The sequence below is a fragment of the Pseudophaeobacter arcticus DSM 23566 genome (genome assembly GCF_000473205.1).
Classification (GTDB): Bacteria; Pseudomonadota; Alphaproteobacteria; order Rhodobacterales; family Rhodobacteraceae; genus Pseudophaeobacter; species Pseudophaeobacter arcticus.
The window spans coordinates 2,593,852-2,612,142 of record NZ_KI421507.1 but is presented as its reverse complement, the minus strand read 5'-3'; the positions used below and the strand labels follow the sequence as shown (position 1 = coordinate 2,612,142).

Here is an 18,291-nt window from a genome sequence, read left to right as displayed (position 1 = left end):
ATGCAGACTCCTTTTGACAGCTCCACCTCTGCCACTTCTGGTCCGCGCATTGTCTATGTGAAAACGGTTGCCGTTGGTGACCTGCCCAAAGACATGCAGGCCAGCGCCGAGGGCCGCGAACAGCTCTATGCGGTGCATGACGCCGAAGGCGAGCAGCTTGCCGTGGTGACCGACCGCAAGCTGGCCTTTGTCCTGGCCCGGCAAAACGATTTCTCTCCGGTTGCAGTGCATTAAGGCGCAGATCGCGCGGGTCATTCCTGAACTGAGCCTGTCCTGAGCGATTGGCTTGGCTCTTGCGGGAGGTTTAACCTCAGCCCGATCTTGGCTAGGCTCCCCGCAAGTGAAACAAGCGGATAGGGTAGGCTCGATGAGCAGATTTGACTTTGACTGGGTGGATGCCTTCTCGGACCGGGCCTTTGGTGGCAATGGCTGCGCTGTGGTGCATGGCGGGGCCCATCTGCCGGTAGAGACCTGCACCGCCTATGTGCGTGAAACCTCATTGGTTGAATGCACCTTTACCGGCCCTTCTGATCTGGCTGACATCCGGGTGCGCTATTTCCTGGCCAGCCGCGAGATCCCCTTTGCTGGCCATCCCACAATTGCCACCGTGGCCGCCCTGCGCGACCGTGGGCTGATTGGCGACGGTCAGATCCACCTGGAAACCGGCGCCGGGATCGTGCCGGTGACCATTGCGGGCGATCAGATCGAAATGACCCAGATCGCGCCAGAGTTTGGGCCAAAACCCGATCCTGCCCTGGTGGCGGCGGCAATTTCCTTGCCGGTAGAGGCCATTCTGGGCACCCCCCAAAAAGTGTCAACGGGATTGCCCTTCTGTATTACCGTGCTCAAAGATCACAGCGCATTGGCGCAGGCGCGCCTTGACCTTCCGGCGCTGGCCAAGCTGGGCCAGGCGCTGGGGGCCGATGGCATTGATATGATGGAGCCGTTTCTGGTGACCCTGCAGGGGGCAACGGAGCTGGGGGATACCTATTCGAGGCTGTTGATGGCGCCGCCCAGCCCGCCCGAAGATCCCTTTACCGGGTCAGCCACCGGGGCGATGGCGGCCTACCTGTGGCGCAATGGCCTGATGCAGAAAGACAGTTTTGTCGCTGAACAGGGCCATGGCATGGGGCGGCCAGGTATGGCGCGCGTCAGCCGACTGGGCAGTTGTGACGCTTTGCAGGGCATAAAGGTTTCCGGCACCGGCTTTGTCTTGATGCGCGGTTCGGTTGACCTGCCGGATCAAAGCTGATCTGAGATCCAGAAATGACGGAAACTGATGACTATGACGCGTCCTGAAACAGCCGGTGTCGCGCCGCCCGCGATTGCAGTTATGCCCTATGGCGGCAAACTGGGTAAAGCGCTGGCCGAGCGCCCGCTCAGCGAGATGGAATGGCCGCTGGGCTGCCCGGATCGGCTGCTTGGAAAGCAGATCAAACACATGGCGCCAGAGGATCACCTGATCGTCTTTGCCAAACGGGCGATGCATATCCAGTCGCACCGCTGCTGCCCGGCGCGGATTTCGATGATCGTGGCAGAGCCCAAGATCATGTCTGCGGATCATCACCGCATATTGCGGCTGAGCGCGCGGCGGTTCTTCCGGGTCTTTACCTATGATCCCCAGCTATTGGCGCGGCTGCCCAATGGGCTGATGCTGCCCTTTGGCACCACCTGGGTGCCAGAGTGGCAGCAGCTGCAGATCACCAAGACCAGGGAGCTGTCGCTTATCGCCTCAGCCAAGAATGATCACCCCGGCCACAAGCTGCGCCATCAGATTGTGGCCTACCTGCAGGCGCAGATGCCCGAAGCAGAGATTCTGGGGCGCGGCTACAAGGCCTTTGAGAACAAATCAGAAGGGCTGGCCCCGTACCGCTATTCCGTGGTGATCGAAAATGTGCGCGAGCAAAACTGCTTCACCGAAAAACTGATTGATGCGATCCTTTGTGAGACGGTGCCGCTGTATTGGGGCTGTCCGAATATCAGTGATTTCTTTGAGGGCGAGGGGATCATTCTTTGCCGCAACCAAGCGGAGTTCGAGGCAGCGTTTCAGAAGATCGGCCCAGAGGATTATGCCCGTCGATTGCCCGCTTTGCGGCGCTTGAAACAGGCGGCGGCGGACTATGGCGATCTGTCTTTGCGCGCCGCCCTTGCCCTGCGCGACAGTCTTTAGCCGACATCTGCCCGAACCCAGACGCCTAGAAGTTAGACGCCTAGAACCCAGACGCCTATCTGTGTGCAATGTTTGGCATGGCAGAGGGACGACCGCGCTGGGGGCTTCTGCCTTGCCAATGTCGCGCCGTCGCAAAATCTGCAATTGCCATAAAACAGTCCGCCATAAAACAGTCCGCCACGAAAAACGGCCCGCCCTCAAAAAAGGGCGGGCCGTTGGCCTGGTGCCAGCCAGTTAGCGGCCTGTGTCGGGCATAGGCCCGGCGGGCAGCTTAGCCTGCGATCAAACCCATGTTTTCCAGCTTGAGCAGAACCTGATGGGCGCAGTTGTCGACATCGACATTTTCTGTTTCCACGCTCAGCTCTGGGCTGACGGGGACATCATAGGGGTCGGAGATCCCGGTAAACTCTTTGATCTTGCCTTCGCGGGCCAGTTTGTACAGGCCCTTGCGGTCGCGGCGTTCGCATTCTTCCAGCGAGGTGGCGACATGGATTTCAACAAAGGCGCCAAAGGCTTCCACGTCTTCGCGCACGGCGCGGCGGGTGGTTGCATAGGGGGCAATGGGCGCGCAGATGGCGATGCCACCGTTTTTGGTGATCTCAGAGGCGACATAGCCGATGCGGCGGATGTTGAGATCCCGGTGCGCTTTGGAGAAACCCAGCTCGGAGCTGAGGTTTTTACGCACGATATCCCCATCCAGCAAGGTTACCGGACGGCCACCCATTTCCATCAGCTTGACCATCAGCGCGTTGGCGATGGTGGATTTGCCGGACCCGGACAGGCCGGTCAGGAAGACGGTGAAGCCCTGTTTGGAGCGCGGTGGCTTGGTGCGGCGCAGTTCCTTGACCACCTCGGGGAAGGAGAACCACTCGGGGATTTCCAGACCCTCGGACAGGCGGCGGCGCAGCTCGGTGCCCGAGATGTTGAGGATGGTCACATCATCCTTGTCTTTGATCTCGTCGATGGCCTCATACTGTGCGCGCTCCGACACCCAAACCATATGTTTGAAGTCGACCATTTCGATGCCCATTTCTTCCTGATGGGTGCGGAACAGATCCTGCGCATCATAGGGGCCGTAGAAATCGTCACCGGCAGAGTTCTTGCCGGGGCCAGCGTGGTCGCGGCCAACGATGAAATGGGTGCAGCCGTGGTTCTTGCGGATCAACCCGTGCCAGACCGCTTCGCGGGGGCCGGCCATACGCATTGCCAGGTTCAGCAGGCTCATCGCGGTGGTGGAGGCTGGATATTTGTCCAGTACGGCCTCGTAGCAGCGCACGCGGGTAAAGTGATCGACATCGCCGGGTTTGGTCATGCCGACAACCGGATGGATCAGCAGGTTGGCCTGGGCTTCACGCGCGGCGCGGAAGGTCAGCTCCTGGTGGGCGCGGTGCAGCGGGTTGCGGGTCTGGAAGGCTACGACCTTACGCCAGCCCAGCTTGCGGAAATAGGCGCGCAACTCATTTGGGGTGTCGCGACGACCGCGGAAATCATAGTGCACAGGTTGCTGGATGCCGGTGACAGGGCCGCCCAGATAGATGTCGCCAGCCTGGTTGTGCAGGTAGTTGACGGCAGGATGCGCATCGTCGTCGGCCCCAAAGACCATTTCGGCTTCGCGCGCTTTGTTTGGGGTCCAGCGGTCTGTCACCGTCATGGTGGCCAGGATCACGCCTTCCTGATCGCGCAGTGCGATATCTTCGCCCACTTCCAGCGTGGCGGCAAACTCTTCGGAGACATCCAGGTTGATCGGCATCGGCCACAAAGAGCCATCAGCCAGGCGCATGTTTTCCACAACGCCGTTGTAGTCTTCCTCGCTCAGGAAGCCCTTGAGCGGGTTGAAACCGCCGTTCATCAGCAGCTCAAGATCGCAGATCTGGCGGGGTGTCAGGTCGTGGCTTTTCAGCTGACCGGCGTCGATTTTCAGCTTCTGAGCAGAGTCATAAGAGACATAGAGCTCGGGGATAGGAGCCAGATTGTTCTGCATTGGATGAGTCCTGTGTTTGATGTGAGGCAAGCCGCTGGCTGTGCCGGTAAGTTCCGCATGCAGCACGTTGTATTCAGCGAGCTTGCGAGAAAGGAATTGATCGGTGAGGCGGCGTTTCTCAGCGGCGCCACGCCGGGTCAGTGTGTAGGTGTAGCGCTGCCGTTTGTCGGGTCCGGGGCGGTCGCTGATTGCGATCAGCCCGGCATCGGCTGCTGCGCGGAGCTGGGTGTTCAACCCCCCCAAGGACATACCCAAGGCAGAAGCCGTCGCGCGTTGCGAGGCTTCCGGTGCCAGATCCAACTGGCGCAGGAGGCGGAAGAGCAGGTCTTCTTCATCTGGGGTAAGATTTGAGTCGGGTGCGGTCATGATGTGCTGGTCAATGTGCGTTCAGGCGTGAACGCATCGCATAAATTGCTGCACGAGCAAAGGGGGAAAATGCCCGGAAACAGCGCAAAAGGCCAGCGTTGTTGGGCTGCAACGCTGTCTGGTTTGATTTGTCTGGTTTTGCGTGGACGCTGTTCCAGTCGGCTCTTGGCGGGCGAAACACTGGACCACAAGCTGGTAAAACTTTGGAACGATGGGGCCGGGCGCCTAATTGAGCGGTGGAAAAGCGCCAGCGGCGGGCTGTGAAGACCTTCGCTTACCTTGCCGGCTGCTGGTGCATGTCTGGTGCAAGTATTGTCGCTTCCGGATCTGTCTGTGCTGTCAGCAGTTGTTCCAGACTAGAGGCCCGGGCCACCGGCAGGGCGCGGACCGGGTGATCGACGCCGCGCAGGGCGAAATCCTGAAACAGATCCTGTGGCGCTGCCATGCCCGCCGCCTGCACCACTGTGTCAGAGATCAGCAGCTCGACACCCAGTTCCTTGGTTTTGGCCTCAAGCCGACTGGCGGCATTCACTGCAGAGCCGATCAGGGTGCGGGGCGCATTGCCGGTGGTGCCAATTTCCCCCAGCACAACGGTTCCGGTATGCAGTCCCATGCCGATGCGCACAGGGTCTTCGCCTTCGGATGCCAGCAATCTGTTGAACCGGGCCAGAGCGACGCCAATGTTGCCCGCAGCAGTGATACCCGCCTGCGCCGAGTGTTCCGTATTGTCCATTTCAAAAAGCGCCAGCAGCCCGTCGCCCATATATTTGTCTACGGTGCCTCCGGCCTTGGTGATTTCAGGAACAATTGCATCAAAGAACCGGTTCAACAGAAAGACGATATCATAGGGGAGCAAGCCGGCAGAGCGCGCGGTAAAGCCGCGAATGTCCAGAAACAGCACCGCGATGGTTTTTTCCACGCCCTGGGCTGAATGGGTCTGACGGCGCCCCTTTGGCTGGTAGACACGCTGAATGGCAAGCGACGAGGTGGGCCGGACCTGGCAGGCCAGCCGCACGTTTTCCCGGGCTTTGATGGCCTTGAGCGTCCGCGCCTCGGCGGTGCTGGGCGGGGGCAGGTTTTCCAGGCCCTTGGTCACCTCGATCCGGCAGGTGGTGCAGCGCCCCTTGCCCCCACAAAGCGAGGTATGGGGGATGCCGTTGAGCTGAGATATCTCCAGCAGGGTGAGCCCGTTTTCGATGGTGATCCGGGTGCCATCTTCATAGCGGATCTGCAGCGATTTCCGCTTGCGGAAAAAGCGGCGCAGATAAAAGGTCGCCACGGCCGCGCTGAGCAGGACAATAAACAGCCAGAAACTGATGTCATAGATCTCATACAGGCGGGCAAAGGCGGTGTTGTTGGGCCAGTTGAACGCGTCCCGGATCACCGCTGCATTGCCGGGACGGATAAAGACCGACCAGATGCGGCGGCCTTCGGTCAGCAGTCCCGCCAGGGCAAGAGCGGGCACAAGAACGGCCAGGCCGATCATGTAGGGCAGCACCCGTGGCCACCATGCGGTGATCCGCAGCCACATATGCAGCCCAATACAGCCATGCACCCAGACCACCAAAAGCAGCAGATACTGTTGCCAGATTTCTGGGGAATTCCACATCAGCAATATGATCGAGGTCATGTCGTCATCCAGCCCATAGGCGCTGGGCGCGTAGCTGGCGACAACGAGATGCTGGATCAGCTGGAAGGGGATCAACAGCCCCAGGGCCAGCTGCAGGGCCTGCCGCAGGCTCATTCGCAGGGTCCGGCGGCTGGCAACCTGCCACAGGGCCAGGGCGAAATGGGTCAAAAGAGCCAGAAACAACAGGATCTGGCCGGGGAGGTGGCCGGTGAGCAGGCGACGGAACTCCTGCATCTGAAACATGAAGTCAGGGGAGACAAGCCCGGCGGCAATATTCAAGAAATGCAAAAAGACATAAACGAGCAGGAAAATACCGCTCGCGGAGCGACTGCGTTGAATGAAATCTCCGCGCCAGAGTGCATGTGTCACGTGAACGGCCCCTCCGGTTGCACCACGTCAGGGTGTTGGATGTGCCTATGCAGGTCAAGGTCTTTCGGCATTTTGGAGAGGGTCGTGACCCGCCTGGCTGTCAAATGTCCTGGTCGACCAGCGTTTGCCTTGGTCGACCAGAAACCAGCAGGTCTATCGTCTGCCTGTTGCAGATTTTGGGGGTCAGTCTTGCTGTTCCGCGATAAAGCGTTCAGCGTCCAGCGCGGCCATGCAGCCCATGCCAGCCGAGGTCACCGCCTGGCGGTATTTGTGATCGGTCAGATCGCCGGCCGCAAAGATGCCGGGCACCGAAGTCTCAGTCGTGCCGGGCTTGACCGAGACATAGCCGCCATTGTGCAGCTCCAGGGTGTCTTTCACCAGCTCATTGGCGGGCGCATGGCCGATGGCAACAAAGACGCCTTTGCAGGCGATATCACTGATCTCGCCGGTCTTTACGTTTTTGACCTTGATGCCCTCCACGCCCAGCGGGCTGTCGGTGCCATAAACCTCTTCCAGCTCATGGAACCACAGGGTTTCGATCTTTTTGTTCTTGAACAGGCGGTCCTGCAGGATCTTCTCCGAGCGCAGCTCGTCGCGGCGGTGCACCAGGGTGACCTTGGAGGCAAAATTGGTCAAAAACAGCGCTTCTTCCACGGCGGTATTGCCGCCGCCGATGACCACGATCTCCTGGCCGCGATAGAAAAATCCGTCGCAGGTGGCGCAGGCAGAAACCCCAAAGCCTTTGAACTTTTCTTCGGTTTCCAGCCCCAGCCATTTGGCGCGGGCGCCAGTGGCCAGGATCACCGCATCCGCAGTATAGGTGGTGCCGCTATCGCCTTTGGCCACAAAAGGCCGCTGCGAGGTGTCCAGTGAGGTGATGATATCGCCGACAATGTCACAGCCCATGGCAGCAGCATGTTCCTGCATCTTGATCATCAGATCGGGGCCCTGAACCTCGGTAAAACCGGGGTAGTTTTCCACCTCGGTGGTGGTGGTCAGCTGACCGCCGGGTTCGATGCCCTGAACCAGAACCGGTTCCAGCATGGCGCGGGCGGCATAGACACCGGCGGTGTAGCCCGCCGGGCCGGAGCCAATGATCAGAACCTTGGTGTGACGCGTGTCGCTCATCTCGTATCCCCAAATTTGCAAGCAATGCTGCACATGATGCTGTAAGTGGCGGCTGTGGCCACCGTCGCCATTGCATATAGCGGCAGGGCTGCGGCTCTTAAACCCCTGATGACGCGCTGAGGACCCGGCGGGAGCGCGAAGGGATCACGCTTTTGCGATTTTGTCGCCGCCCAGTTTTACGTCCTGTTTTGGCGCGTATTTTGGCGCTTGTATCTGGCTGTTGCAAAGATTAGGTCGCCGCTGTGAAATAATATTGCGCGGCCCGGCGGCGGTGCTATAAGAAACGAAAATCGACAGGAGCTTTGCACATGGTCACAACCCGTCTTGATCCGATTGATCGCAAGATACTCTCGGAATTGCAGGCCGATGGGCGCATGACCAATGTCGAACTGGCCAAACGGGTTGGCATTTCGGCACCGCCCTGTCTGCGCCGGGTCCGTGCTTTGGAAGAGGCTGGTCTGATTGGCGGCTACCATGCCGATGTCAACGCCCGCGAGCTGGGCTTTGAGGTGCAGGTTTTTGCCATGGTCGGGCTGGAAAGCCAGGCCGAGGTAGAGCTCTCCGCTTTTGAGGACCAGTGCCGCAGCTGGCCGCTGGTGCGCGAATGCCATATGCTGAACGGTGAGGTGGATTTCATCTTGAAATGTGTCTCGCCCGATCTCAGCACCTTTCAAAGCTTTCTCACCTCGGAGCTTTTGACCACGCCCAATGTGGCCAGCGTCAAGACATCGCTGGTCATTCGCGGTGCCAAGGATGAACCAGGTGTTCCCTTTGATGTGCTGGAAGAACGCCTGCAACGCGAAGCCTAAGGGTGGCAAGGCCGTAGCCGTTTGTTGCAGCGCTCCTTTGGGGGGCCCCAGGCGGCCGCCCTGTCAGGTTTAGCCCCGCAGCGAATTTTCTGGCATCCCGGTTGCCCGCTCATAGGCCAATGGGCCAAATCCGCTCAGCGATTCCACATGGCTGAAAAGGTTGAAATAGAGCGTTTTGATCGCATAGCTCACCAGTTTTAGCGCCTCCGGGCCGGGGTGATAGGTCTCAAACTCCAAGCCGCCGACTTTGATCACTGCATGGTTTGGCAGACAGAGGTGGAACAGATCCACGACAGTGGGGGGGGCGGTTTCAAAAATGTTCATGCCATCCCGGAATTCTTCAGCCAGGGTCAGCAGCTGCGGTGTGCCGGTGGTGATTCGCATATGCGGCGGCATCCGCAGCAGGCGCGCCGCCGGTCCGGCCACAACGCAGGAGGCGGGCTTTTGCAGCCCCAGACTGTCGGGCATAAAACTGGTCAGCCGATGGCAACGCCCCTTGGCATCACTGCGCGAGGGCACCAGGCTGGTGGAGCCTTTCCAGACCAGCGGTTGACTGCCGCCGCCCTGGGTCATGATGTTGTCGCCGGGCAGCAGGTCTTCTACCGCAATGGGGCCTTGGGTGGTTTCCACCAGCGATCCCCGCGTGAAGGCGCAAAAGGCGTCCTCAAATATCGGCAGGGCAGGGGCGATGTGGCGGGTCTCTGCGATGCCGCCATTGGGCAGCAGGCTGCTCACCTCGTAGCGCCGCAATTGCGGTTTGTTGGGCAGGCGCAGCACGGCGGGGTCCTGCAAAAGTGCACTGCTCTCTGTGGCCTTGGCAGCGGCCTGTTGCAGGGAATGCGGAAGTGTCATTGGCTGAAGACCTTTCTTGCAAAACGCGTCACGAGTGCGCCCCCCATTGGCAGAGAATGGAGGGACCTGGGGGCCGTTGCGGGGGCCAGTGACTGGGCCTGTAACTGGGCCAGTGACTGGGCCTGTGATTTGGCCTGTGACGGGCCGGATGAGTGCGCTGTGTTTTGCATAGTAAAAATGTGCACGATGGTGCCCTGGTTGTAATGTCTCAACGGCCCAGACGTCATTTCCAGTAGGTATTGCCAGAAGTTAATGCATCGAGGCGGTCTGGAGGCTGGTTCCGAAAAGACTGTGGCGGCCATTGACTAAAAAAGGGTCACCGCAAAAGGATGGCCATGGTCGGATCCCGGTGCCGCAGCGGCCTCATATAAAATTCTATGAGGCTGTCTTGCCTGGGGCGCGCGGATGTTTGGCCAATAGAGGCTGCGCCTAGGCGCGTTTCAAAGGCTTCGGCGCAGGCTGGCTATTTTGCAATGTCCGACGCTGGATCAGATGCGCCTCACGGACCACTCCTCGGCTCCAGGGCATTTGCGTAGTCTCTGATTTTGCAGTCGAAATTACCGATTTCAAAAACCGATCTCTGGCTTTCATAATGCGTCTCCTACCTGGCGCGGGCGGTGTTACCTTGGCTCTGTTGATCCCTTTATCGGTAATCATTACGCCCTGAATGTGGCCCGGAGGTGGAATTGTGTGGCTGCCCGACTGGCAAAGCTGCGCCGGTAACTGACCGGGAATGCCTGGGGGCAAGTTATTGGGTTTTATATAAAATTCTTGGTACTTTTAATGACTCCCCCGCGTTGAAACGGGGGGATTGGGGCAAAAACGGCGCAGCAGTGCCCAGATCTGCCCTCACAGGGTAATGCAGGATATTAACCTTCCGTAGTCGGCTTCCCCGGCATGGGTGGTGCGGCGGTAGGAGTAAAACAGCTCCGCATCGCTATAGGTGCAGTGGCGCGTCCACTCGGCCTGCCCAATGCCCGCCTGGCGCAACAGGTGCAGCCCCAGGCCCGGCAGGTCAAACTGATACCGCCCCTCCCGGCCTTGGGCAAAGAAGCGGCTATGATCGGGATCTTTTTGCAGGAAATCCTCAAAAAACTCGGGCCCGACTTCGTAAGCGCGCTGAGAGATCGACGGGCCGATGACCGCACAGGTATTGGCGCGATCCGCGCCCAGATCCTCCATCGCGTCCAAGGTCGCCTCCAATACCCCATCAAGCGCACCGCGCCAGCCGGCATGGGCCGCACCAATGACGCCGGCCTCGGCGTCGGCAAACAGCACCGGCTGGCAATCTGCGGTCAGAATGCCAAGCGCCACACCGGGGGTCTTTGTGACCATTGCATCAGCGTGGGGGCGCTCTGTGGTGGGGCCGGTGATCACTGCCACATCGGCTGAATGAATTTGATGCACGCCAACCAGGGCCGTGGGGGCCACATTCATCGCTTCGGCGACACGGGCGCGATTGAGCATCACAGCCTCACGCTGGTCGCTAGAGCCGACGCCGCAGTTCAACCCGTGAAAAATCCCCGAGGAGGCGCCGCCGCGACGGGTGAAAAACCCGTGGTGCACGGGACCCAAAAGCTCAGAGGTGAGTATTTCCAGCGTCATGCATTTAATCCTGGTGGTGGCGCGATATGAACAGGGGTGAGCCCCAGTACTTTGAACAGGTTTCCCATTTCCGTCGGGTGCGTCAACCGTCGATGTGCCGCGATGAGGCTTTCCAGGGCCGCGCCCTCCAGCCCTGCGGCCAGCGCGCGGGCGCGATCGGTGATGCCCAGCCGTTCCAGAAACACACCCTGAGGGGTGAGCTTGCTATAGGCGCAGCCGGCCCCCGCCGCGACAGAACAGAGCACCTCAAAATCAACATGAGCGGTAAGATCCGCCTCGCCGGGGGTTTGCAGCGGGTCAATGGGCGCATGTGATTTCAGCGCCTGCAGGGTGTCGCCCAAAGAGCGCCAATCGCCGTAGTCGATGATCAACGCGCCGCCGCCATGGCTGGCAATGCGCTGCGCCAGAGTGGCGGTGAGGGGGGCGGTTGCCGGGCTCAGCTCCACCAGATCATCGGCTTTGGTGTCGATGAGCCGATGCTCCAACGCCGGTTGCGGTGCTTCCGGCCCCAGCCCAAAGCTCAGATCGTCCGCAACCAGGCCGATACGCTTTTCGCGCCAGCCCTCGGAGTCGCGGACAAACTGGCGGATCGGCAGGGCGTCAAAAAACTCGTTGGCCACCAGAAACAGCGGTTGCTGCGGCAGGTCATCAACCTGCGTGACCCAGGTGACGTCATAGCCGGTCAGTGCCTTTGCCTGTTGCTGCTGCAGATTGGGAGAGGCCTCGACCAGATGCAGCTGCAGGCCTGCATGAAAGCCGGGCACGCTGCGGGTGGCCCGCAGCAGATCGGCCATCAGGGTGCCGCGTCCGGGGCCAAGCTCTGCCAGGGTAAAGGGGGCCGGGGCGCCCTGATCTAACCAGCACTGCGCCAATGACAGACCGATGAGCTCGCCAAACATCTGGCTGATTTCCGGTGCGGTGGTGAAATCGCCCTGGGCCCCAAAGGGGGTTTGGCTGGTGTAGTAGCCCAGTTCGGGGTGCAGCAGGCATTCGGCCATATAGTCGGCCAGGCTGATTGGGCCGTCGCTGGTGATCCGGGCCACCAGCTGGTCTTTGAGCGGGCTCATGGGGCCGGGTCCTGGCTGGGTTTGCGCCGCAGGGCAAAGTAAAGCCCCAGCGCGATCATCGGCAAGGAGAGGGCCTGCCCCATGGTGAGCCCATAGCCCCCCAGCTGCCAGGCCAGGCCCAGCGGGTTGCCGGGGGTGACAAACTGCGCGTCCGGCTGGCGAAAGAACTCGACGGTGAACCGGGCCAGGCCATAGCCGGCCAGAAACACGCCCAGGTTCATCCCTGGCCGCAGCAGGCTTTGGCCTCGCCAGGTCAGCCAGATCAGCACCGCCCCAAGCAACAGTCCCTCCATCGCGGCCTCATATAGCTGCGACGGATGGCGGGCGCAGAGCTCTCCCAGGGCCTGACCACAGGCCTGCGCCGCCTGTCCGGGAAAGGCGACGCCCCAGGGCAAATCGGTGGGGCGGCCCCAGAGTTCGGCATTGACAAAATTGGCCAGGCGCCCCAGCAGCAGCCCGCAGGGAACAGTATAGGCCACCAGATCGGCCATCTGCAGTTTGGAAATCCGGTGGTGGCGGGCATAGGCCCAGGCGGCGGTAATCACCCCGAGCAAGCCACCATGAAAGGCCATGCCGCCCTGCCAGATCCGCAGGATCTCGCTGGGATGCGACAGGTAGTAGTTGGGCTGATAGAACAGCACAAAGCCAAGACGCCCGCCGAGAATCACCCCCAGAATGATCCAGGTCAGCAGATCTTCGACCTGATCCGGGCGCATCGGCGGCTTTTGCCCCGGCCAGAGCAGCGGCGATTTGAGCGCGGCAACGGCAAGCCGCCAGGCAATCACAATGCCTGCGATATAGGCCAAAGCGTACCAGCGCAGGGCAAACTCGATGCCAAACAGGGGAATCGAGAAAATCTCGGGCGAAATATCGGGGAAGTGGATCATGGCCTGCATGTGGTCCTGAATGCCTTTGCGCGCAATTGAAAGTCAACGGCTTGCCCGCGACCCATTACGCCCCCATATAGGGTGAATGAGTGATACGGAGAAGATGATGCAGAGCCGAAACAAGATCATGGACGACATTTCGCAGCTGATGACCAATGCGATGGGCGTGGCCCAGGGCGCAAAGGATGAGGCGGAAACCGCGATGAAGAGCCTGATGGACCGCTGGCTGGCGGATCGCGACTTTGTCACCCGCGAAGAATTTGATGCGGTGCGCGCCATGGCTCAGAAGGCGCGGGAAGAGAATGAAGCCTTGAAGGCACGTCTGGACGCGCTCGACAGTAAAGTCTGACAGTCCTGTGTGTCCCGGCAGGCGTCCTGGCGGGAGACGCGGCGGAGCTTTCAGTTTGAAATAGTCCCGGCTGGATGAGCCCGTGTCGTGACAAGAAGGGCCTGTGGGGTAACAAGATTTGCCTGTGTCGCTTCAGAGCTGTTGGCCGCATCACGTCGAGATCTGGGATGCCTCCGGCGGAGGTATTTGTAGAAAGATGAAACAAAAGCCCCTGTAGAGGTATCCGTTTCGGTGTTGGCCTGAGGTTGCTGTTGGGCAGTCTTGCTGTTGACCTGTCTTGTTTTGAGCTGTGGGTGATGTGGCCTGCCCCTGCGCGGCGCCAGCTTGGGGGGTTGTGCAAGGATTGTGGCGCGTCAACGGTGGGGTGGCTGCCGGGCAGGGTCGGGGCCATTGGCCCGCCTTTAGTGCCCGTTACGTTAAATGACCAGATTGGAGCCGGGCGGCGGAATTTCTCCAAACAGCGTATTTGTCGCGCGATTCCGCCGATATCTTGCGGCCAATAGTCATTCGTCCACAACTTATTGAAGATATCCCCAAATAAAGGGTTGCCAGAGTCTACACCCCTTGCCACCATATCTAGTATGGAGGCGGGGATGCTCCCCGGTCCCTTGACCAGAAACCTAGCTGTAGGGGGCGAATTCGGCCCCAACGGCTAGAGACCTGAGAGGTGAGACATGGCCCTTTCCGAATTTCATCTGGACGACGACATTCATCCAATTGATATCGTCGAAAACCTGGCAGCCCATCACGACTGGGATTTTGATCGCATCGGAGACGATCAGATCGCCATGGCCGTAGAGGGCCAGTGGCGCACATATTCCCTGACACTGGCCTGGTCGGCCTATGAAGAAACGCTGCGGCTGGTCTGCAGCTACGAGATGGAACCTCCCGCGTCCAAGATCCCGCAGCTGTATGAGCTGATCAATCTGATGAATGATCAATGCTGGGCGGGAGGCTTTACCTATTGGGCGGATCACAAGGTCATGCTGTATCGCTATGGCCTGGTTCTGGCCGGAGGGCAGTCCGCCAGTCCGGAACAGGTTGACGCCATGATCCATGCGGCGGTGTCCAATTGCGAACGCTACTATCCGGCGATCCAGCTCGCCACCTGGGCGGACAAATCCCCACGTGATGCAATACAGGTTGCCATTGCAGAGGCCTATGGTCGGGCGTAAATCTCTGCCCTGAGATGATAATTTAGTGGCAAAGGGTGAGTGGATGATCACTAGTGATATTGAAACACGTGGGCTGGTGCTGCTGGGCTGCGGTAAAATGGGCTCTGCCATGCTGGCGGGCTGGCTGAAGGGGGGATTGCCTGCCTCTTCGGTCTGGGTGCTGGATCCTTATCCTTCAGATTGGCTGCAAGCCACAGGCGTGCATATCAATGTTGATCTGCCTGCAGCGCCTGCCCTGGTTCTGGTGGCGGTTAAACCGCAGATGATGGGCGCCGCCCTGCCAAAACTCCAGACGCTGGGCAATGGCGAGACGCTGTTTGTCTCGGTTGCAGCGGGGACATCAATTGCCAGCTTCGAGGAGACCTTGGGCGCCCAGACCCCCATTGTGCGTGCCATGCCCAATACCCCGGCTGCCATTGGTCAGGGGATCAGCGCGATCATTGGCAATGACCATGCCTCGGCGGCCAATCTGGACATGGCTGAGGCTTTGCTGGCTGCCATTGGCCAGACTGTGCGGCTGGACAGTGAGGCGCAGATAGATGCGGTCACCGGGGTCAGCGGCTCTGGTCCGGCCTATGTGTTTCACCTGATTGAGACCCTCGCTGCCGCCGGGGAGGCACAGGGGCTGCCTGCAGATCTGGCGATGCAACTGGCCAAGGCGACGGTGGCCGGGGCCGGGGCACTGGCACAAGCGGCTGAGGAAAGCCCCAGCCAGCTGCGCGTCAATGTCACCAGTCCCAATGGCACCACCCAGGCGGCGCTTGAGGTGCTGATGAATGAAGAGAGCGGCTTTCCCGATCTGCTGACCCGCGCGGTGGCTGCGGCAACCCAGCGGTCCAAGGAGCTTTCGCGTGGCTGAGATTACATTTGACGACTTTATGAAGGTGGATATTCGCGTCGGCGAGGTTATCCGGGCCGAAGCCTACCCGGAGGCGCGCAAACCGGCGATCAAGATCTGGATCGACTTTGGACCCGAGATTGGCGAGAAAAAGACCTCGGCCCAGGTGACGGCGCATTACACGCCCGAGGCCTTGATTGGCAAACAGGTCATGGCTGTGGTGAACTTTCCGCCGCGCCAGATCGGCAAATTCATGTCCGAGGTGCTGGTGCTGGGCCTGCCGGATGAAGCAGGCGAGATCCGATTGGTTGGCCCCGATGGTCCGGTGCCTTTGGGTGGTAGGATGCACTGATAATGAACCTGTTGATTACCCGCCCGATGACTGCGGCGGTAGAGGCGCGGGCGCGGGCAGAGTTTGACGTGGTGATCCGTTCGGAGACCACGGTGCTCAGCCATGACGAGATGGTCAGCGCGCTGCGGGACTATGATCTGGTGATGCCAACGCTTGGCGATGGCTTTGATGCCGGGATCTTTGCTGAGGTGGCAAAGCCACGGTGCAGGCTTCTGGCCAATTTTGGTGTTGGATTTAACCACATAGACGTCGCGGCGGCCGCGGCCTCGGGGGTTTTGGTCAGCAATACCCCCGGCGCGGTGACCGATGCGACAGCGGATATCGCTCTGACGCTGCTACTGATGTCAGCGCGTCGCGCCGCTGAGGGCGAACGCCTGGTGCGCAGTGGCAACTGGCCCGGATGGCACCCGACCCAGATGCTGGGTCAGCATGTGACCGGAAAGACGCTGGGGGTGATCGGCATGGGGCGCATCGGTGCCGCCATTGCCCGGCGCTGCCATTTTGGCTTTGGCATGCAGGTGTTTTACGCCGCGCGCAGCGACAAATCCCCAGGATTTCCTGTCACACGGCTGCCCGACCTTGAGCAGCTGGCAGCCCAGGTGGATTTTCTGGTGGTGGCGGTGCCAGGCGGGGCAGAGACACGGCATCTGGTGGATGCACAGGTGTTGGGGGCCATGCAGCCAAACGCGCATCTGATCAATATCGCGCGCGGTGAAGTGGTGCAGCAGGAGGCCTTGATTGCCGCCCTGCAAGAGCAGCGTATCGCCGGAGCGGGCCTGGATGTCTATGAGTTCGAACCGGAGGTGCCGCAGGCGCTGCGGGATCTCGATAATGTGACGCTATTGCCGCATCTGGGGACTGCAACCGATGAGGTGCGCAGCGCCATGGGGCATATGGCCTTGGACAATATTGCCGCCTTTATGGCGGGAAACCCGCTGCCAAACGCGGTCTGAGCCGGTCAATGTGAGGGGGGCTGGAGGCCCCCCGATATCAAAACCCGGACGAAACAAAGCCAGCCCGCAGGCGTCAAGCGCCTCAAGCGGCTTGGTCTAGCTCTCTGCGGCGACAGCAGCGCGCCAGTGGCGGCGGCACAGCGAGACATAGCTTTCATTGCCGCCGATCTGGACCTGGTCACCTTTGGTGATGGCGCGGCCCGTGGCATCCTGACGGATCACCATGGTCGCCTTCTTGCCGCAATGACAGATGGTGCGCACCTCGCGCATTTCATCGGCCAGCGCCAGAAGGGCGGCGGAGCCGGGAAACAGCTGCCCCTGGAAATCCACGCGCAGCCCGTAGCACAGCACAGGCACCCGAAGATCGTCCACCACCCTGGCCAGCTGCCAGACCTGATCAGCGGTCAGAAACTGGGCTTCATCAACAAAGATACTGGCGACTTCGCCCTGGGCAAGACGGGCCTTGATCTTGGCAAACAGGTCCTCGCCGGGGGCAAAGGTGTCGGCCGCTTCGCTGATGCCAATGCGCGAAGCGATTCTCCCTTGGCCCGCGCGCGAGTCGATCTGCGCCGTCAGCAGATAGGTATCCATGTGGTTTTCGCGGTAGTTGTGAGACGCCTGCAAAAGAACCGCCGATTTGCCGGCATTCATGGTCGAGTAGTTGAAATAGAGCTTTGCCATGGCCTCCCTTTACCGTGTCCGAGCCAGGGGGAGCAAGAGGTTGGCGCAGGGTCAAATAGACAGATCCAATACCAAGGCACAGCAGGGGCAGAGCGGCTTTGACGGGGTGAAAGCCCCTGTCCAAGACTGCTCTGATCGCCCGGGCCGGGTTTTAAAATATCACTTATTTTTAGGATGTTAAGGCGTATTTTGGGTGCCGGATTAGGTGAGTTTGCAGGCTGCCTAACAGGAATCATACCCCCCCTGACACCCAGGAGTTTTATCCAAAGGGCTGTTCGGCGTGTAATGCCGACACATCAGGAAGGGTACTCAGGCGAAAAACGTTGCCCACTCTAACAGCACGGGAAAATGCGTCCCGTGTCATAACCAAACCCACTCACTAAGTTGGCTCTGAAACACCGTGGCAGGCTAAAATATACCCACCGTTACTTGCTAAATCCCTGAAAACCTTAGGGATGGTGAAATATTAGCAAATACTTTACAACACCATCATGGGAAATTATTCCCGACCTTCCCCTTTTGGCACGGCATGGCTGGTGAGAATTTATGGCAGAGATTGGTACCTACCTGAAAAAGCATACTGAGGCCCTGGTAAAGGATGTTGGGATCGAGGCAGCCTGCCAGATCACCGGTAAGTCCAAGGCGACTTTGGGGCGATATTATTCCGACAATTCAGAGCATACAGACCGGTTTATGCCGGTTGATGCCGTGGCCAAGCTGGAGAAAGAGGCGTCGTATCCGCATGTGACCTCTGCGCTGGCCGATCTGAAAAACATCACGCTGTCCTATGGCACCAAAAACGGCAGCAATAGCGAAGGCAGCAACACCGCGCGCAGCGGTGGGGTGAATGCCGATGTTATCGCGCTAAGCCAGCGATTTGCCTTTTTGATGAGTGAATATCAAACCGCCATCGAAGACGGAATCATCACGGTGAACGAGGCCAAGAGGCTGCTGCGTGAAACTGTCATGTTGCAGCATGTGCTGCTCGACATGAAGCTCCACCTGGAAGAAGAAAGCGCCTAAACCTGTTGGTTTGAAAGCCTTGCTGCAGGCTTCCTGCGCGCCGGTGGCGCGCAGTT

The 18,291-nt window shown here is 59.8% G+C and carries 18 protein-coding genes; 10 read left to right on the top strand and 8 right to left on the bottom strand.

Features of this window, described 5'->3' with window-relative positions; genetic code table 11:
- The 3 genes from ARCT_RS0116855 to ARCT_RS0116845 all read left to right on the top strand — a co-directional run bounded on the left by ARCT_RS0116855 (window position 1) and on the right by ARCT_RS0116845 (window position 2,170).
- The gene (locus tag ARCT_RS0116855) at window positions 1–234 is read left to right on the top strand and encodes a DUF1150 family protein (protein WP_027241119.1); all 234 of its coding nucleotides are present in this window, start codon (window positions 1–3) and stop codon (window positions 232–234) included.
- A 133-nt stretch (window positions 235–367) separates the two neighbouring features.
- Window positions 368–1,252, top strand: coding sequence for a PhzF family phenazine biosynthesis protein (locus tag ARCT_RS0116850; RefSeq protein ID WP_027241118.1), 885 nt, complete (start codon window positions 368–370; stop codon window positions 1,250–1,252).
- 27 nt (window positions 1,253–1,279) lie between these two features.
- A complete protein-coding gene (locus ARCT_RS0116845; protein ID WP_036785066.1) occupies window positions 1,280–2,170 on the top strand; it encodes a hypothetical protein in 891 nt (296 codons plus the stop codon).
- A gap of 271 nt (window positions 2,171–2,441) precedes the next feature.
- On the opposite strand, the gene ARCT_RS0116840 is transcribed toward ARCT_RS0116845, so the two are convergent.
- The 3 genes from ARCT_RS0116840 to trxB all read right to left on the bottom strand — a co-directional run bounded on the left by ARCT_RS0116840 (window position 2,442) and on the right by trxB (window position 7,644).
- Window positions 2,442–4,517 (bottom strand): bifunctional sulfate adenylyltransferase/adenylylsulfate kinase, encoded by a 2,076-nt coding sequence (locus tag ARCT_RS0116840; protein ID WP_027241116.1) that lies wholly within the window; start codon window positions 4,515–4,517, stop codon window positions 2,442–2,444.
- A 274-nt stretch (window positions 4,518–4,791) separates the two neighbouring features.
- Window positions 4,792–6,516 carry an adenylate/guanylate cyclase domain-containing protein gene (locus ARCT_RS26405; protein WP_084300893.1) on the bottom strand — a complete coding sequence of 575 codons (1,725 nt, stop codon included), beginning with the start codon at window positions 6,514–6,516 and terminating at the stop codon, window positions 4,792–4,794.
- Window positions 6,517–6,699: 183 nt separating this feature from the next.
- Window positions 6,700–7,644, bottom strand: a complete 945-nt coding sequence (gene trxB / locus ARCT_RS0116830) for a thioredoxin-disulfide reductase (protein ID WP_027241115.1) — start codon at window positions 7,642–7,644, stop codon at window positions 6,700–6,702.
- A gap of 308 nt (window positions 7,645–7,952) precedes the next feature.
- Between trxB and ARCT_RS0116825 the strand changes: the two genes are divergently transcribed.
- Window positions 7,953–8,453, top strand: coding sequence for an Lrp/AsnC family transcriptional regulator (locus ARCT_RS0116825; RefSeq protein WP_027241114.1), 501 nt, complete (start codon window positions 7,953–7,955; stop codon window positions 8,451–8,453).
- A gap of 69 nt (window positions 8,454–8,522) precedes the next feature.
- Here ARCT_RS0116825 and ARCT_RS0116820 read toward each other — a convergent pair whose 3' ends face one another.
- From ARCT_RS0116820 to lgt, 4 genes are all read right to left on the bottom strand, one after another.
- Window positions 8,523–9,305 (bottom strand): Hint domain-containing protein, encoded by a 783-nt coding sequence (locus ARCT_RS0116820; RefSeq protein ID WP_036785063.1) that lies wholly within the window; start codon window positions 9,303–9,305, stop codon window positions 8,523–8,525.
- A gap of 849 nt (window positions 9,306–10,154) precedes the next feature.
- Window positions 10,155–10,910 (bottom strand): peptidoglycan editing factor PgeF, encoded by a 756-nt coding sequence (pgeF, locus tag ARCT_RS0116815; protein WP_027241112.1) that lies wholly within the window; start codon window positions 10,908–10,910, stop codon window positions 10,155–10,157.
- Window positions 10,907–11,977 carry a class I SAM-dependent methyltransferase gene (locus tag ARCT_RS0116810; protein ID WP_027241111.1) on the bottom strand — a complete coding sequence of 357 codons (1,071 nt, stop codon included), beginning with the start codon at window positions 11,975–11,977 and terminating at the stop codon, window positions 10,907–10,909. The genes pgeF and ARCT_RS0116810 overlap by 4 nt, the downstream gene beginning before the upstream one ends.
- Window positions 11,974–12,873 carry a prolipoprotein diacylglyceryl transferase gene (gene lgt / locus ARCT_RS0116805; RefSeq protein WP_027241110.1) on the bottom strand — a complete coding sequence of 300 codons (900 nt, stop codon included), beginning with the start codon at window positions 12,871–12,873 and terminating at the stop codon, window positions 11,974–11,976. The genes ARCT_RS0116810 and lgt overlap by 4 nt, the downstream gene beginning before the upstream one ends.
- Before the next feature lie 97 nt (window positions 12,874–12,970).
- Here lgt and ARCT_RS0116800 point away from each other — a divergent pair, with 97 nt between their 5' ends.
- The 5 genes from ARCT_RS0116800 (at window position 12,971) to ARCT_RS0116780 (ending at window position 16,531) form a co-directional block, all read left to right on the top strand.
- Window positions 12,971–13,213: an accessory factor UbiK family protein gene (locus ARCT_RS0116800; protein ID WP_027241109.1), complete on the top strand. Its 243-nt coding sequence runs from the start codon at window positions 12,971–12,973 to the stop codon at window positions 13,211–13,213.
- Window positions 13,214–13,887: 674 nt separating this feature from the next.
- On the top strand, window positions 13,888–14,388 hold the full coding sequence (locus ARCT_RS0116795) for a type III secretion system chaperone family protein (RefSeq protein WP_027241108.1): 501 nt from the start codon (window positions 13,888–13,890) through the stop codon (window positions 14,386–14,388).
- A 43-nt stretch (window positions 14,389–14,431) separates the two neighbouring features.
- Complete coding sequence (gene proC, locus ARCT_RS0116790) at window positions 14,432–15,247, top strand: pyrroline-5-carboxylate reductase (RefSeq protein WP_027241107.1); 816 nt, start codon at window positions 14,432–14,434, stop codon at window positions 15,245–15,247.
- Entirely contained in the window at window positions 15,240–15,578 is a 339-nt protein-coding gene (locus ARCT_RS0116785) for a tRNA-binding protein (RefSeq protein WP_027241106.1), read from the top strand. The genes proC and ARCT_RS0116785 overlap by 8 nt, the downstream gene beginning before the upstream one ends.
- Before the next feature lie 2 nt (window positions 15,579–15,580).
- Complete coding sequence (locus ARCT_RS0116780; protein ID WP_027241105.1) at window positions 15,581–16,531, top strand: 2-hydroxyacid dehydrogenase; 951 nt, start codon at window positions 15,581–15,583, stop codon at window positions 16,529–16,531.
- A 96-nt stretch (window positions 16,532–16,627) separates the two neighbouring features.
- Here the strand turns inward: ARCT_RS0116780 and ARCT_RS0116775 are convergent, their stop codons facing one another.
- Entirely contained in the window at window positions 16,628–17,212 is a 585-nt protein-coding gene (locus tag ARCT_RS0116775; RefSeq protein ID WP_027241104.1) for a thymidine kinase, read from the bottom strand.
- A 546-nt stretch (window positions 17,213–17,758) separates the two neighbouring features.
- Here ARCT_RS0116775 and ARCT_RS0116770 point away from each other — a divergent pair.
- Window positions 17,759–18,235 (top strand): hypothetical protein, encoded by a 477-nt coding sequence (locus ARCT_RS0116770; protein ID WP_027241103.1) that lies wholly within the window; start codon window positions 17,759–17,761, stop codon window positions 18,233–18,235.
- The last annotated feature ends 56 nt before the right edge of the window (window positions 18,236–18,291 follow it).

Excerpts from the sequence above, each read along its gene's own strand:
- ARCT_RS0116855 (WP_027241119.1), top strand. The coding sequence starts at position 1 with ATGCAGACTCCTTTTGACAGCTCCACCTCTGCCACTTCTGGTCCGCGC.
- ARCT_RS0116775 (WP_027241104.1), bottom strand. The coding sequence starts at position 17,212 with ATGGCAAAGCTCTATTTCAACTACTCGACCATGAATGCCGGCAAATCG.
- ARCT_RS0116850 (WP_027241118.1), top strand. The coding sequence starts at position 368 with ATGAGCAGATTTGACTTTGACTGGGTGGATGCCTTCTCGGACCGGGCC.
- ARCT_RS0116825 (WP_027241114.1), top strand. The coding sequence starts at position 7,953 with ATGGTCACAACCCGTCTTGATCCGATTGATCGCAAGATACTCTCGGAA.
- ARCT_RS0116845 (WP_036785066.1), top strand. The coding sequence starts at position 1,280 with ATGACTATGACGCGTCCTGAAACAGCCGGTGTCGCGCCGCCCGCGATT.
- ARCT_RS0116820 (WP_036785063.1), bottom strand. The coding sequence starts at position 9,305 with ATGACACTTCCGCATTCCCTGCAACAGGCCGCTGCCAAGGCCACAGAG.
- lgt (WP_027241110.1), bottom strand. The coding sequence starts at position 12,873 with ATGCAGGCCATGATCCACTTCCCCGATATTTCGCCCGAGATTTTCTCG.
- ARCT_RS0116800 (WP_027241109.1), top strand. The coding sequence starts at position 12,971 with ATGCAGAGCCGAAACAAGATCATGGACGACATTTCGCAGCTGATGACC.
- ARCT_RS0116770 (WP_027241103.1), top strand. The coding sequence starts at position 17,759 with ATGGCAGAGATTGGTACCTACCTGAAAAAGCATACTGAGGCCCTGGTA.
- proC (WP_027241107.1), top strand. The coding sequence starts at position 14,432 with ATGATCACTAGTGATATTGAAACACGTGGGCTGGTGCTGCTGGGCTGC.
- ARCT_RS0116795 (WP_027241108.1), top strand. The coding sequence starts at position 13,888 with ATGGCCCTTTCCGAATTTCATCTGGACGACGACATTCATCCAATTGAT.
- ARCT_RS0116780 (WP_027241105.1), top strand. The coding sequence starts at position 15,581 with ATGAACCTGTTGATTACCCGCCCGATGACTGCGGCGGTAGAGGCGCGG.
- ARCT_RS0116810 (WP_027241111.1), bottom strand. The coding sequence starts at position 11,977 with ATGAGCCCGCTCAAAGACCAGCTGGTGGCCCGGATCACCAGCGACGGC.
- trxB (WP_027241115.1), bottom strand. The coding sequence starts at position 7,644 with ATGAGCGACACGCGTCACACCAAGGTTCTGATCATTGGCTCCGGCCCG.
- ARCT_RS0116840 (WP_027241116.1), bottom strand. The coding sequence starts at position 4,517 with ATGACCGCACCCGACTCAAATCTTACCCCAGATGAAGAAGACCTGCTC.
- pgeF (WP_027241112.1), bottom strand. The coding sequence starts at position 10,910 with ATGACGCTGGAAATACTCACCTCTGAGCTTTTGGGTCCCGTGCACCAC.